The organism is Methylobacterium sp. BI1 (genome assembly GCF_056680125.1).
On record NZ_CM155267.1, the window covers coordinates 2,538,112 to 2,551,348 of the forward strand.

Below are 13,237 nucleotides of genomic sequence, written 5' to 3' on the forward strand. Positions count from 1 at the left end.
GATGTGGGAGGTCGTGGCGGCTCAGACGAGGTGCAGGGCGGTGATGGCGAGGTCGATGGCCTTGATGCCGGCGAAGGGCACCAGGATGCCGCCCAGGCCGTAGATCAGCAGGTTGCGCCGCAGCAGCGCCCCGGCCCCGACCGCGCGGTAGGACACGCCCTTGAGCGCCAGGGGGATCAGCACGACGATGATCAGCGCGTTGAAGATGATGGCCGACAGGATCGCGCTCTCGGGCGAGGTCAGCCGCATGACGTTGAGCGCTTGGAGCTGCGGGTAGAGCACCAGAAACATCGCCGGGATGATGGCGAAGTATTTAGCCACGTCGTTGGCGATGGAGAACGTGGTCAGGGCGCCGCGGGTCATCAGCAACTGCTTTCCAATACCCACGATCTCGATGAGCTTGGTCGGATCGCTGTCGAGGTCGACCATGTTGCCGGCCTCACGGGCCGCCACCGTGCCGGTGTTCATGGCCACGCCGACGTCGGCCTGGGCGAGCGCCGGGGCGTCGTTGGTGCCGTCGCCGCACATGGCCACGAGCTTGCCCTGGGACTGCTCCTTGCGGATCAAGGCGAGCTTGTCCTCGGGGGTGGCCTGGGCGAGGAAATCGTCGACGCCGGCTTCCGCCGCGATGGCCGCCGCGGTCATCGGGTTGTCGCCGGTGATCATCACCGTGCGGATGCCCATCTGGCGCAGTTCGGCGAAGCGCTCGCGGATACCGCCCTTCACGATGTCCTTTAGGTAGACGACGCCGAGAAGCCGGCCGTCCCGCGTCACGGCGAGCGGCGTGCCGCCCGCCTTGGCGACGTCCTCGGCGATGGCCTGGATTTCGCGCACGGTCTCGTCGGCGGCACCGGGGCTGTAGGCCAGGGCGGCGCTTGAGCCACGCGTCGCCATCGGCTGCCGGCTCACGGATGCGATGATGGAATCGACGGCGCCCTTGCGGATGGACGACCCGTCGATGTCGACGCCGCTCATTCGGGTCTGCGCGGTGAAGGGCACGAAGGTGGCGTTCAGGCTCCCCATGTCCCGGGCCCGGATGCCGTACTTTTCCTTGGCGAGCACGACGATGGAGCGTCCTTCCGGGGTCTCGTCGGCGAGCGAGGCGAGCTGGGCCGCGTCGGCGAGGTCTTGCTCGGACACGCCGCGGACAGGACGGAACTCGGTGGCCTGGCGGTTGCCCAGCGTGATCGTGCCGGTCTTGTCCAGCAGCAGGGTGTCGACGTCGCCGGCGGCCTCCACGGCGCGGCCCGACATGGCCAGCACGTTGAAGCGCACCAGGCGGTCCATGCCGGCGATGCCGATGGCCGAAAGGAGCGCGCCGATGGTGGTCGGGATCAGCGTCACGAACAGGGCGACCAGCACGATCAGCGGGATCGAGCCGCCGGCATAGGAGGCGAAGCTCGGGATCGAGGCGACGGCGAAGACGAAGATCAGGGTCAGGCCGGCGAGCAGGATGTTGAGCGCGATCTCGTTCGGGGTCTTCTGGCGGGCGGCGCCCTCGACGAGCGCGATCATCCGGTCGACGAAGGTCGAGCCGGCGGCCGCCGTGATGCGCACGCGGATCTCGTCGGAGAGCACCTGGGTACCGCCGGTGACGGCCGATCGGTCGCCGCCGGACTCCCGAATGACGGGGGCCGACTCGCCCGTGATGGCGGCCTCGTTGACCGAGGCGACGCCGAGGATGACCTCCCCGTCGGACGGGATGATGTCGCCGGCCTCGACCAGGACCACGTCACCGACCTTGAGGTCGTTGCCCGGCACGGTTTCAAAGTCCCGGCCAGAGCCGGTGAGGCGCTTGGCCATGGTCTCGGTGCGGGTGCGGCGGAGGCTGTCGGCCTGGGCCTTGCCGCGTCCCTCGGCGATCGCTTCGGCGAAGTTGGCGAACAGCACCGTGAACCACAGCCAGAGGATGATCTGGCCGGAGAAGGCGAGGTTGGCGCCGCCGGTCGCGACGTCGCGGATGAAGAGCACGGTGGTCAGCGCGGCAACGACCTCGACCACGAACATGACCGGGTTCTTGATCATCTTGCGGGGGTCGAGCTTGGTCACGGCGCCGATGAGCGCCGGCCCGACGAGGGCGGCGCTGAACAGGCTGGTGGAGTTTGGGCGGGCCATTGCGGTTGTCCGAATTGGATGGGGAGGCATCTCGGGCGACGGCGCGGTGTCGCGCCGCCGGGCGGGGATCACGGTGCCAGTGCGCGGCCCAGGAGGGCCGCCCCGGCCATGATGCCGAGGGCGCCGAGCAGGGTGAGGCCGAGCATGCCGAGGATCACGTCCGAGAGGCGGAGATCACGGCGGTTCCGCTGCACCTTGTCCCAGGTCGGTGGGCGGGGGCGGTGTGCGGTGAGCGCGCGGCGGCCGAGTGCCCGCCTCTGGGGACGGTGCGGAAGCGAGAGGTGCTGCATCTCAGCCTCCCGCCGCGAAGGTCTGGCCGAGGCCGCCGGCGAGGTGCTCGACGATGGGTCCGAGCGCCAGGGCCGGGAAGAAGGTCAGGCCGCCGACGATCAGGATCACGCCGACCAGCAGCCCGACGAACAGGCCGCCATGGGTCGGAAACGTCCCGGCGGAGGCCGGAACCGTTTTCTTGGCCGCCAGCGATCCGGCAATGGCCAGCGCCGGGACGATCACGAAGAACCGCCCGAACAGCATGCCGAGGCCGAGCGTCGTGTTGTAGAAGGCGGTGTTCGCCGTGAGCCCCCCGAAGGCCGAGCCGTTGTTGGCCGCCGCCGAGGTGAAGGCGTAGAGGATCTCCGAGAAGCCGTGCGGGCCGGCATTGGCCGGGCCCGCGAGGCCGGCGGCGACCACGGTCGCCAGCGCCGTGAAGCCCAGCATCATCAGGGGCAGGCACAGGATGGCGAGCATCGCCATCTTGACCTCGCGGCCCTCGATCTTCTTGCCGAGATATTCCGGGGTGCGCCCGACCATGAGGCCGGCCACGAAGATCGTCACGATGACGAAGATCAGGATGCCGTAGAGGCCGGCGCCGACGCCGCCGACGATGATCTCGCCGAGTTCCATGTTGATCAGCGGGATCATGCCGCCGAGCGCCGTGAACGAGTCGTGCATGGCGTTGACCGCGCCGCAGGACGCCGCCGTGGTCACCGCCGCGAACAGGGCGGACGCGACGATGCCGAAGCGGACCTCCTTGCCCTCCATGTTGCCGCCGGTGAGGCCGAACGAGTTGAGGACCGGGCTGCCGGCGCTCTCGGCCCAGTAGACCACCGCGGTGCCGGCGAGGAACAGCACGCCCATGGCGGCCAGGATCGCCCAGCCCTGGCGCTCGTCGCCGACCATGCGGCCGAAGACGTTGGTCATGGCCGCGCCGATGACGAAGATCGACAGGATCTGGATGAAGTTCGCGAGGGCGGTCGGGTTCTCGAAGGGGTGCGCGGCGTTGGCGTTGAAGAAGCCGCCGCCGTTGGTTCCGAGCATCTTGATCGCGACCTGGCTGGCCACGGGGCCGACCGCGATGGTCTGCTTGGCGCCTTCCAGGGTCGTCGCCTCGACGGCGCCGCCGAGGGTCTGCGGGATGCCCTGCCAGACATAGAACAGGGTCAGGGCCATGCAGAGCGGCAGCAGCACGTAGAGGGTGGTGCGGGTGAGGTCGACCCAGAACGAGCCCACGGTCTTGGCCGAGGCCCGCGAGAAGCCGCGCACCAGGGCGACGGCCAACGCGATGCCGGTGGCGGCCGAGAGGAAGTTCTGGTGGGTCAGGCCCAGCATCTGCGTGAGGTACGACATCGTCGTCTCGCCGCCGTAGGACTGCCAGTTCGTGTTGGTGACGAAGCTGGTCGACGTGTTGAAGGCGAGGTCCGGCGCGACCGTGGACTGCCCGTCCGGGTTGAACGGCAACACCGCCTGGAAGCGCAGGAGCGCGTACAGGGCGAGGAAGCCCAGGATGTGGAAGGCCAGCATGGCCAGGGCGTAGGCCAGCCAGTGCTGCTCCTGGGCGGAATTGATGCCAGCGACGCGATAGAGCCCGCGCTCGATGGGGGCGAGCACGGGCGACAGGAAGGTTCGCTCACCCGTGAAGACACGGGTCATGTAACCGCCGAGGGGTCGCGCAAGCGCGACGACGACCGCGCAGAACAGCGCGATCTGTATCCAGCCGTTGATTGTCATGGGAGATGTTCCTTCAGAACCGCTCGGGGCGGACGAGGGCGTAGGTGAGGTATCCGAGCAGCCCCAGGGTCACGAGGGCGCCGAGTGTCAGGTCGAGGGTCATGGCGGCCTCAGAGACGTTCGCAGAGGATTGCGTAGCCGGCGGCCAGGCCGAAGAAGGCCAAGCCCCCGGCGATGAAGACGATGTCGAGCATGGGACGTCCGTATCCGTTGGGCCCACCGGACGCGCGAATGGTCCGCGACCGGCCTGGGCCGTCGCGGAGTGTGGATCGGAACCGCGTTAGGGTTCGAGATGGAAAGGAATGCGATCTTATAAGTATCGCATTAGGATCTGCGGGTATGCGAAGCCCTCGGCGGCCATGCGCTTGTGCGGCGAAGGCTATCGCGAAGCGCCTGGCATGCGGCGGGAACGTCTTGGGCCGCCGACCTTGGACATGTGGCGCGCCATTTGGCGCGGTCCACCCGGATCACCCCGGTGTCACCGCTGACGAAGCCGCCGAAGCTGATGCCGCAGGCCAGGCAACGGCCTGCAAGGCGACGCAACCCTTCGTTGCCGCAGCGCGCCGATTTATCATCGGCGAGCGGCGGAGGCCGCATGAGCCCGGGAGCGAAGTCCGTCGGGCGATGACCCAGCCCGAAGCGCGGAACGGTACTCAAGATAGCGGCAGCAGGCCGATGGTATTTAGGGCGAGAAGTGCCAAGGAGATCGCCGACCACGTGCCAAGGCCAAGGATCATCAGCGCAAAGACGCGGTCGGTCCTGCATTCGGCGGCGATGTGCCGGAAGATGGTCATCTATGAGCTCCATCCGGACGGGTGTCCGGTGGCACGACGGGTCCAGCTTCTTTCATTAGGAAACAAGACGAAGGCGATACCCTCGGCATAGGTAAGTCATAAGGAAACAAGACCGTTTTTATGGAGCAAGCCACGGTCCAGGGACCGCCTGAACCGCCTGCGCAGTTTGCCAGGCGAGTGTTGATCCCCTTTCAGGCCGGCCCTTGGGTCTCCTGCAGCCGCTTCTGGATATCGGCAAGCCTAACCGGCGCCCGCGCCCAGCAATCGACGCCAACGTCGAGGCTGTTCCCGCTACCGGGAAGGCTGCCGTGGGAATGACCGTAGAGGTGGAGGTGGCCGCGGTGCATCCCCGGCCAGACACGGTGGGCGTAATGGGAAATCCAGACTTGCTGAGGGGCTACCATGCCGGGATCCTGGACCTGGACGCGCACCACGTCGACCACGGGGCCATCCCACGGCATTTGGTCGCCCAGGCCGACGTCGTGGTTGCCCCGGACGAGATGCTTTTGGCCCTTCAGACGTGAAAAGATGCCGGCGGCGTATTCGAGGCCACACTTGTGGGCGAAGTCGCCCAGGTGCCAGACGATGTCGTCCTGCCACACGACGGCGTTCCAGGCGGCGACCAGGGCTCCGTCAAGCGCCTCGATGGATGCGAACGGGCGCTGCCGGTCGAACCTGGGCGATAGGTGTCCGACGTCTGTACCTATGGGACAGATTGAGGGTCTACACGAACGGAGGATAGCTGGTTCATGGTAGCTCTTAAGGAGCGAAGATGAAGCAGACATCCGGACCGGCCAAGAAGCCGCCAGGAGCGGTGATGAAGAGAACCGGAGGCGTACCGCCTTAAACGAGACCCATCGAAAAACGACCGCTTTCGAGGCGCACCGCCACGTGCTTGGACGGCAGAACCGGGTGGAAAGCAGCCTGACCGCTCTTGGCTGAATTTAGCGAAAAGAAGCCGACGCGCCCGGGCTAAAGTGAGACACGGCAGTCACCCCGCGATGGCCGTGTATGGCCCGTGCCGCCTCTGGCTGTGCGAACCCTCCCATGTCGACGGTGACAAGACCCATCGCAGTGGCGCAGATAGGTGCCATGCAGGATCAGGATGATATCCATCCCGAGGCCGCGATCGCCTCAGGATACCTCGCCAACCACGCCGCCCGCGCTTTCAATCGCGGTGTGGATGCAGCGCTGAAGCCGCACGGCCTGACGATGGCATTGATCGGGCCGCTCCTGCTCCTGTCCTGGAAAGGACCGCTGCTGCAACGCGACATCGTCCGCTCGTCCGCCGTCAGGCAGCCGGCCATGGTTGCCCTGCTCGACAAGCTGGAGACCATGGGACTGATCACCCGCGTGCCGTCGTTGCACGATCGGAGGGCGTCTCTGGTGGACCTCACCACGGCAGGACGGGACGCCGCCCGGAACGGCCGCGAGGCCCTGGTCGACGGCAATATCCGTGGCCTCGAGGGCTTCTCGCCAGAGGAAGTCGGCCAACTGGTCGCGCTGCTTCAGCGGCTCATCGGCAACCTTGACCGATCCTAGTCGGAATATACATCAGGCGTGATATTGTCCGTTTCCGGAGAATCCCGTCATGCCTCGCCGCATCCTCGTCTCTGGCGCCAGCATCGCCGGCAATACCGCGGCCTGGTGGCTCGGCCGCCTCGGCCACGACGTCACGGTGATAGAGCGGGCGCCCGGGTTCCGCGACGGCGGGCAGAACATCGACGTGCGCGGCATCGGACGGGAGGTGCTGCGCCGTATGGGATTGGAGCGGACCGCCCTCGATCGAGGCACCGGCGAGGAGGGTACGACCTGGGTCGATCAGAACGGTGCGGTCGTGGCTGCATTCTTGACCGACGCGTTGTCGGGTGACGGTCCGACCGCCGAGATGGAGATCCTGCGCGGCGACCTGGCAGGTCTCCTCTACGAGCCGGCGCGGGAGCATGCGACGTTCCGCTTCGGCGACAGGATCGAACGCATCGACGACGGCCCGGAGCGCGTCGACGTCACCTTCGCGGGTGGGGGAACGGAAAGTTTCGATCTGGTGATCGTTGCGGAGGGGGTCGGGTCGCACACGCGCGAACTCGTCTTTCCCGGCGAGAACGATCCGCGCTGGATGGACCTGACGATCGCCTACTTCACCATCCCCCGTGCGCCGGACGACAACCAGATGTGGCGCTGGTACAATGCGACCGGGGGTCGGAGCATCTCGCTGCGACCAGACAGTCACGGCACGACGCGCGCCAGCCTGACCGTTCACCAGGCGCCCAACGGCGAGCATGCATGGGACGTGGACCGACAGAAGGCCTTCTTGCGCGAGCACTTCGCGGATGCCGGTTGGCAGGCCGAGCGTGTCCTCTCAGGGATGGATGGCACGCAGGATTTCTACTTCGACGTCCTGCGCCAGGTCCGGATGAAGCAATGGTCGAAGGGGCGCGTTGCTCTGACGGGTGACGCCGCGTGGTGCGCGACGCCGCTGGCCGGCATCGGAACGTCGCTGGCGGTCACCGGAGCCTATGTGTTGGCGGCAGAACTCGACCGCGGCGGCGACGTGACGGCTGCCTTGAACCGCTACGAGGCGGCGATGCGCCCCATGGTCGAGGATGGCCAGGGGGTGCCGAAGATCGGTCCACGCCTGATGCATCCGCGCAGCCGTCTCGGTATCCGCCTCCTGCACGGTGCGCTGGGTGTCGCGAGCCGACCTGCCGTCCGCAATCTGGCAGCGAAACTATTCGCGGGCAAAACCAAGGCACCCGATTTGTCCGAATATCCCGAAAATCCCTGAGGGAGCCGGACGCGTCCGCCTTCGGTGAGCCTCGTCATCCAAGTGAATAGCCGCGTCGGGTCGATAAGAGCTGGTCTACTCTACAGCCAGAATGGGTGAATTGTCGTTGGTCTGTTTTTGGGAAGAAGCCAGTAGATCAGACGTCGTCGACCATAGATTTGGCAATTCGGGCGTCCCAGCCAGCTATCGCGATATCGGCGACCGCGTCCAACTCTTCTCGGCTCGCGCCATCACGAGCCAGGATCGACATGCCGTTCTGAACGGTCTGCACAAAGCGGGAAAGAGCGCGAACGTTGGTGGACGCTGGGAGCTCGCCCTCACCCATAGCCCTCTCCAGGCACGCCTGCAGGCTCTCAAGCGTACCGGCGCGTGCCGAGCGCACGAGATCCCCGAGCTCGGCGTGGCCCTCATTCCCGACCGAGGACAGCGTCACCATGCAGCCGCGCGGAATGTCGGTGACCGAGCCTGTCAAGGCCGCGGCGGAGTCCTTGAGAAAAGCCTCGACAGCCTCGCGCGCCGTCCCCGCCGCCCGAAACCGACCCCATACGAGAGCCTCGTAGGTGTAGACGTAATGGCGTAGTGCCTCGGCATAGAGCGCCTCCTTCGAACCGAAGGCGGCATAGAGGCTCGGCGATCCGATCCCCATCGCTTCCGTGAGATCGGCGATGGACGTTGCTTCATAGCCTTTACACCAGAACAGACGTGTCGCCTGGGCGAGCGCCGCCTCACGGTCGAACGCACGAGGGCGTCCTCGACCTCGAACCTGGAGCGCTCCGGGGGACTCTGGTCTCTGATCCGGTTTCTGCATCGCTCGTTATATAATTCTCTTGACCAAGATCGCCAACATGCCTAGCTATTTCTGTGTCGAACGATACAGAAAGGTTCAGCGATGCAGGATCTGGTTGGGAAGCGCGCCCTCGTCACGGGTGCTTCGCGTGGGATAGGTGCAGCTATCGCGGTCGCGCTCGCCGAGAAGGGCGCCGACGTGGCGATCACCTACGATCGTTCGGCAGACCGTGCCGCGGAGGTCGTCAAATCGATCGAAAGCAAGGGCCGCAGGGCGGCTGCCATCCAGGCGGACTCCGCAGATCCGTCGGCGGTCAAACGGGCGGTGGCTGAAGCTGTCCAGGCAATCGGGGGCTTGGACATTCTCGTCAACAATGCCGGGATCGCGCTCTACTCGACGTTCGCGGATGTCAGCGTCGAGACGATCGATGCCTTGTTCGACGTGAACGTGCGGGGGCCGCTGCTCGCGGCGCAGGCCGCCATTCCTCATCTCCCTGCAGGTGGGCGCATCGTGACGATCGGCTCCGCGGGTGCCGAACGCATCGTCGGCGACACGGGTGCGATCTACTTCATGACGAAATCCGCCCTGCACTCCTTCACGCGCGGCCTCGCGCGCGAGCTTGGATCGCGCGACATCACGGTCAATCTGGTCCAACCCGGGTCCACCGATACCGACATGAACCCGGCAAAAGGCGAGTTCTCCGACTTTCAGCGTAGCCTCAGTCCGCTCGGCCGGTATGGAACGCCAGAGGACGTCGCCGCCGCCGTCACCTTCCTGGCGAGTCCTTCAGCCCGGCATGTCACTGGGGCCATCCTGAATGTGGACGGTGGACAGACGACGTAAGAGCGGGATTTCGGTAGTCGATGAGGTGGGGGGTCGTCGGTGTCGATCGCTCCACCTCATCGACCACCACCCCGCTACCAACGGCCGCTTCGGAATGTCCCGGCAATTCTCTGCGTGGCTGGTATGGGTCGGACGCAGCAGGGCTGCATTTAAGGTTTGGCAGCTGCGTGGTACACATCCCTAAAGTCTAATCAGTGATGCGCAGACTACGTTCGCAGCACCCGTTCTTTCTCTGCCGGCATGGGCCGGTTGGGAGATGATAAATGGGACATTCAGAGCACGACCCAGCCTTCAAGAACAGCCAACCATGGAACGCAGGACGGAAGCTCGGCGCCAAACGCGCGCTCAAACCACAACAGGTTTGGGCCATCCGTTTTTGGCTCGACGGAGAGAGGCGTGTACGCGACCGGGCCATGTTCGACCTCGCCATCGATAGCAAGCTGCGCGGTTGTGACATCGTCAAATTGAAGATCGGCGAGCTTGTCAGCGGCGGGCATGTACGGGCGCGCGTCATCGTCGTTCAGCGAAAGACTGGGTCGCCTGTGCAGTTCGAACTGCTTGAACCAGCACGTACCAGCATTCTGACCTGGTTGGGGTGCCGAGGGGGCGGGCTCGACGATTACGCCTTTCCCAGCCGGATAGACCACGAGGCGCACATAAGCACCCGGCAGTACGCCCGTCTGGTAGACGAATGGGTGACGGGCATAGGGCTACGGCGCGAGGACTACGGCACACATTCTCTGCGTCGTACAAAGGCGGTATTAATCTACAAGCGAACCGGCAACTTACGCGCTGTGCAGATTCTGCTCGGGCATACGAAAATCGAGAGCACGGTACGCTACCTCGGCGTGGACGTTGAAGACGCGCTCGCTTTGGCAGAAGCGACCGAGATCTGAAGCCCGGCCTCCTCAGCGGCAATGTTGAGGAGGCCATGCAGGCTCCAGGAATGCAGCGCACCTGAAGCAGTGGTTTACCCCGACATGATGCCGTCCCAGATATAGGCGTTCTCGAACCAACCCAGCCTTTCCGCCCCGGGTGGTTTTCGGCCCGTCCGCTTCCGGTGGATGGATGCCTTGAACAAGATATAGCCTTTGGGACCGTTCGTGACGTAACACAGTCCGCCCACCTCGCTTCGATAATTAATGAAACGGGCGAAGATTTGCGACCTAAAATCCCGCATCATCCTGCGTGGTCAGGGTTGCCAATTGCGCTGAGCGCTTCGCCCTTCCGAATTCCGTGACAAATTTCTTCGATCATTACCAGCGATAGCGTAGCGTCGCGAGGATCGTCTGTCTGTTTCCGTAGAAGCAGCCGGTCGCAGCGATGCATGTCGTGACGTAGGTTCTGTCGAACAGGTTCGTTGCGTTAAGCGCAAGGTCGACGCCCTTCAAGCTCGGATAGCGATACCCGAAATCATAACGCAGCGCTGCGTCGACGAGCGTGACCGCGGGTGTCCGATAGAGGTTGGCGTTGTCGCCGAGCGAGACGCCGATGTAGCGCACGCCCCCGCCGAGGCCGAGGCCAGCCCAATCCCCTGTTCGGATCGTGTAGTCGAGCCAGGCTGACGCCTGATGGCGTGGAACGAAGGGCAATTCGTTACCGACGATGCTGACACCCGCCGCGTTGGGGTTGGCCTTCGTGAACCTGCTGTTCATGGCCGCGTAGGAGGCGATGAAGTCGAGGCTGTCCGTAAGGCTGGCCTTGGCCTCCAGTTCAAGCCCACGAACTCGTGCCTCACCAGCCTGGGTGTTGAACCGGAAGTCGAGGGCGTCCGGCGTCAGCACGTTCTGCTGCTTCAGGTCGAACACCGCACCGGTGAGTAGGAGGTTCGAACCGGCCGGCTGGACCTTGATGCCGCCCTCGATCTGGTCGCCGGTGGTCGGAGCGAAGGGCGAGCCGAGCCGGTTGGTGCCGGAGGTCGGCTGAAACGACGTCGCGTAGCTCACGTAAGGGGCGAGGCCCCCCTCGAAGAGGTAGCTGAGGCCGACACGGCCGGTGAAGGCGGCATCGTCCTGCTTCACTTGCGCCAGCGCGCCGGTCGAGGCGGTCCGGGTCCGCGTGATGGCATTGGCCCAATCCTGGCGTCCGCTCAGCGTGAGACTGAAGCCCCCGAAGCGGATCTCGTCCTGCGCGTACACACCGGTCTGATTGCGCCCTTGCGTGATCTGCGTCCCGAGGGGCGGACGCGTGACCGTGCCGGCATAAACCGGGGCGAAGATGTCGACCGAGGGGACGATCCGCAGGTTGGACTCGTCGTAGCGCGCATCCTCGCGCAGGTAATCGGCACCGAAAAGGAGCGTATGGGCGAAAGGTCCGGTGAGGAAACGCGCCTCCGCCTGGTTGTCGACGTTGAAGAGGTTCGACCGTTCCGGGAAGGCCCAGGCATAACGCGACAACGTCCGTCCATCGGCGGCGAGACCGATCGCCTGGACGCGTTGGGTGTCGGCTTCGACATGCGCGAAGCGAAGGTTCTGGCGCACGGTCCAGACGTCGTTAAAGCGGTGCTCGAACGCGTAGCCGATGAAGCTCTGGTCGAGCTTGAACCGGTCGTAGTTCGGTTCGCCGATGAAGCGGCGCGTGGGGATGCGCCCGCGCGGGTTCGTGTACAGGGTCCCGAGGGTCGGCAGGCCTTGCGGCGCGCCGCCGCCGGGCGAGTTGATGTGCAGGTACTGAGACAGGATCGTGAAGGACGTGTCGGCGTCCGGCCGGAACGTGACGCTCGGTGCGATGAAGACCCGGTCTTCCTCCAGGTAATCCAGCTGGGTTCCGGTGGTGCGCGCGAGCCCGGTAAGCCGGTAGAGGATCCGGCCGTCTGGATCGACGGGGCCGGACAGGTCGAAGGCGGCCTGGGCACGTCCGTAACTGCCGGTTTGAAGCTGGATCTCTTGCAGGGGCACCGCGGTCGGACGCTTGCTGACGAGGTTGAGCAGGCCGCCTGGCGAGTTCTGCCCGTAGAGTCCCGAGGAAGGGCCTTTGAGCAGTTCGACGCGCTCCAGGCCGTACGTCTCGATGAGCGGCTGCGAGTAGCCCCGCGCGCCGAACGGCAGGCGCAGACCGTCCAGGTAACGTCCGGGCACGAAGCCGCGGACGTAGAGCCAGTCGTAGCGCAGGTCAGTGCCGTACTGGGTGAGCACGCCCGGGGTGTAGAGTAAGGCCTGGCGAACGTTCTGCGCCTGACGATCCTCGATCTCCTTCCGGCCGACCACATTGATGGCCTGCGGCGTTTCGAGAATCGACGTACCGGTCTTCGTTGCTGTCGCGCTGCGTCTGGCGACGTAGCCGTTGACCGGTCCGAGGGCCGTGTCACCGGTCACCTCCAGGGCGTCGAGGGTGACGGCGCCGTCATGCTGGCCGGCGATTTCTGCCTGAGCGACTACACCGACGATGGTGGCCGACCGCTTGGCCGTGAAGTGCGGCACCAGGCCGGTGCCTGCAAGCAGTTGCCGCAAGGCTTCCATCCGGTCGTAGCGTCCGGAGAGTGGCTTCGAGCGCAGGCGGCGGCTGGCCTTGCTGTCGTAGATCAGCTGCACGCCGCTAATGGCGCCATAGGTTGCTAGAGCCTCGTCGAGGGGCTGCTCGGCAATCGCGAAGTTTAGGGTTTCGTCCGCATCCGGGTTGGGTGACGTCACGCGGATGATCCGCGCCTCGAACATCGGTCCCGTAAGGTCCGCGGGGGCGATGGCTGCCGAAGTCTGCGTCGGTAGGGCCAGCACGAGTGCCGCGACCCCACTCAATCCCGTCACCATCCGATAGCCGTCCCCTGCCCGATTCCGCCTGTGTCCGCGCGCCATCATCGTGCCCCACGCCATACAGCGGCTTGTCACCGCTGACCGACGGGTCGTGATCGCCCGTCTGATTCCTCAGACGCGCGCCGGGTGGCGAGCCCGCAAAAAAACTTTTTGCCTT

At 65.4% G+C, this 13,237-nt stretch carries 12 protein-coding genes; 4 read left to right on the plus strand and 8 right to left on the minus strand.

Translation table 11 applies throughout. The features are described 5' to 3' along the window. Positions 1 to 21: 21 nt before the first annotated feature. From kdpB to AC1MGR_RS11945, 6 genes are all read right to left on the minus strand, one after another. Positions 22 to 2,115 (minus strand): potassium-transporting ATPase subunit KdpB, encoded by a 2,094-nt coding sequence (gene kdpB / locus AC1MGR_RS11920; protein ID WP_480234681.1) that lies wholly within the window; start codon positions 2,113 to 2,115, stop codon positions 22 to 24. Positions 2,116 to 2,183: 68 nt separating this feature from the next. After that, positions 2,184 to 2,405, minus strand: a complete 222-nt coding sequence (locus tag AC1MGR_RS11925; protein ID WP_480234682.1) for a hypothetical protein — start codon at positions 2,403 to 2,405, stop codon at positions 2,184 to 2,186. Position 2,406: 1 nt separating this feature from the next. Continuing rightward, positions 2,407 to 4,122 carry a potassium-transporting ATPase subunit KdpA gene (gene kdpA, locus AC1MGR_RS11930; protein ID WP_480234683.1) on the minus strand — a complete coding sequence of 572 codons (1,716 nt, stop codon included), beginning with the start codon at positions 4,120 to 4,122 and terminating at the stop codon, positions 2,407 to 2,409. A 13-nt stretch (positions 4,123 to 4,135) separates the two neighbouring features. Next, on the minus strand, positions 4,136 to 4,225 hold the full coding sequence (locus AC1MGR_RS11935) for a K(+)-transporting ATPase subunit F (protein ID WP_036267122.1): 90 nt from the start codon (positions 4,223 to 4,225) through the stop codon (positions 4,136 to 4,138). 550 nt (positions 4,226 to 4,775) lie between these two features. Beyond that, on the minus strand, positions 4,776 to 4,916 hold the full coding sequence (locus tag AC1MGR_RS11940; protein ID WP_480234684.1) for a hypothetical protein: 141 nt from the start codon (positions 4,914 to 4,916) through the stop codon (positions 4,776 to 4,778). Between the two features lie 191 nt (positions 4,917 to 5,107). Beyond that, positions 5,108 to 5,518 carry a metallophosphoesterase gene (locus AC1MGR_RS11945; RefSeq protein WP_480234685.1) on the minus strand — a complete coding sequence of 137 codons (411 nt, stop codon included), beginning with the start codon at positions 5,516 to 5,518 and terminating at the stop codon, positions 5,108 to 5,110. A gap of 490 nt (positions 5,519 to 6,008) precedes the next feature. On the opposite strand from AC1MGR_RS11945, the gene AC1MGR_RS11950 reads away from it, so the two are divergent. Further along, positions 6,009 to 6,458 (plus strand): MarR family winged helix-turn-helix transcriptional regulator, encoded by a 450-nt coding sequence (locus tag AC1MGR_RS11950; RefSeq protein ID WP_480234686.1) that lies wholly within the window; start codon positions 6,009 to 6,011, stop codon positions 6,456 to 6,458. A 49-nt stretch (positions 6,459 to 6,507) separates the two neighbouring features. Next, on the plus strand, positions 6,508 to 7,701 hold the full coding sequence (locus AC1MGR_RS11955; protein ID WP_480234687.1) for an FAD-dependent monooxygenase: 1,194 nt from the start codon (positions 6,508 to 6,510) through the stop codon (positions 7,699 to 7,701). 136 nt (positions 7,702 to 7,837) lie between these two features. Here AC1MGR_RS11955 and AC1MGR_RS11960 read toward each other — a convergent pair whose 3' ends face one another. Then, complete coding sequence (locus AC1MGR_RS11960; RefSeq protein WP_480234688.1) at positions 7,838 to 8,509, minus strand: TetR/AcrR family transcriptional regulator; 672 nt, start codon at positions 8,507 to 8,509, stop codon at positions 7,838 to 7,840. A gap of 81 nt (positions 8,510 to 8,590) precedes the next feature. Here AC1MGR_RS11960 and AC1MGR_RS11965 point away from each other — a divergent pair, with 81 nt between their 5' ends. After that, the gene (locus tag AC1MGR_RS11965; RefSeq protein WP_480234689.1) at positions 8,591 to 9,331 is read left to right on the plus strand and encodes an SDR family NAD(P)-dependent oxidoreductase; all 741 of its coding nucleotides are present in this window, start codon (positions 8,591 to 8,593) and stop codon (positions 9,329 to 9,331) included. A 263-nt stretch (positions 9,332 to 9,594) separates the two neighbouring features. Continuing rightward, on the plus strand, positions 9,595 to 10,227 hold the full coding sequence (locus AC1MGR_RS11970; RefSeq protein ID WP_480234690.1) for a tyrosine-type recombinase/integrase: 633 nt from the start codon (positions 9,595 to 9,597) through the stop codon (positions 10,225 to 10,227). A gap of 360 nt (positions 10,228 to 10,587) precedes the next feature. On the opposite strand, the gene AC1MGR_RS11975 is transcribed toward AC1MGR_RS11970, so the two are convergent. Then, complete coding sequence (locus tag AC1MGR_RS11975) at positions 10,588 to 13,140, minus strand: TonB-dependent siderophore receptor (protein ID WP_480234691.1); 2,553 nt, start codon at positions 13,138 to 13,140, stop codon at positions 10,588 to 10,590. Positions 13,141 to 13,237: the final 97 nt, after the last annotated feature.

Excerpts from the sequence above, each read along its gene's own strand:
- kdpA (WP_480234683.1), bottom strand. The coding sequence starts at position 4,122 with ATGACAATCAACGGCTGGATACAGATCGCGCTGTTCTGCGCGGTCGTC.
- AC1MGR_RS11955 (WP_480234687.1), top strand. The coding sequence starts at position 6,508 with ATGCCTCGCCGCATCCTCGTCTCTGGCGCCAGCATCGCCGGCAATACC.
- kdpB (WP_480234681.1), bottom strand. The coding sequence starts at position 2,115 with ATGGCCCGCCCAAACTCCACCAGCCTGTTCAGCGCCGCCCTCGTCGGG.
- AC1MGR_RS11965 (WP_480234689.1), top strand. The coding sequence starts at position 8,591 with ATGCAGGATCTGGTTGGGAAGCGCGCCCTCGTCACGGGTGCTTCGCGT.
- AC1MGR_RS11940 (WP_480234684.1), bottom strand. The coding sequence starts at position 4,916 with ATGACCATCTTCCGGCACATCGCCGCCGAATGCAGGACCGACCGCGTC.
- AC1MGR_RS11975 (WP_480234691.1), bottom strand. The coding sequence starts at position 13,140 with ATGGCGTGGGGCACGATGATGGCGCGCGGACACAGGCGGAATCGGGCA.
- AC1MGR_RS11935 (WP_036267122.1), bottom strand. The coding sequence starts at position 4,225 with ATGACCCTCGACCTGACACTCGGCGCCCTCGTGACCCTGGGGCTGCTC.
- AC1MGR_RS11925 (WP_480234682.1), bottom strand. The coding sequence starts at position 2,405 with ATGCAGCACCTCTCGCTTCCGCACCGTCCCCAGAGGCGGGCACTCGGC.
- AC1MGR_RS11960 (WP_480234688.1), bottom strand. The coding sequence starts at position 8,509 with ATGCAGAAACCGGATCAGAGACCAGAGTCCCCCGGAGCGCTCCAGGTT.
- AC1MGR_RS11950 (WP_480234686.1), top strand. The coding sequence starts at position 6,009 with ATGCAGGATCAGGATGATATCCATCCCGAGGCCGCGATCGCCTCAGGA.
- AC1MGR_RS11970 (WP_480234690.1), top strand. The coding sequence starts at position 9,595 with ATGGGACATTCAGAGCACGACCCAGCCTTCAAGAACAGCCAACCATGG.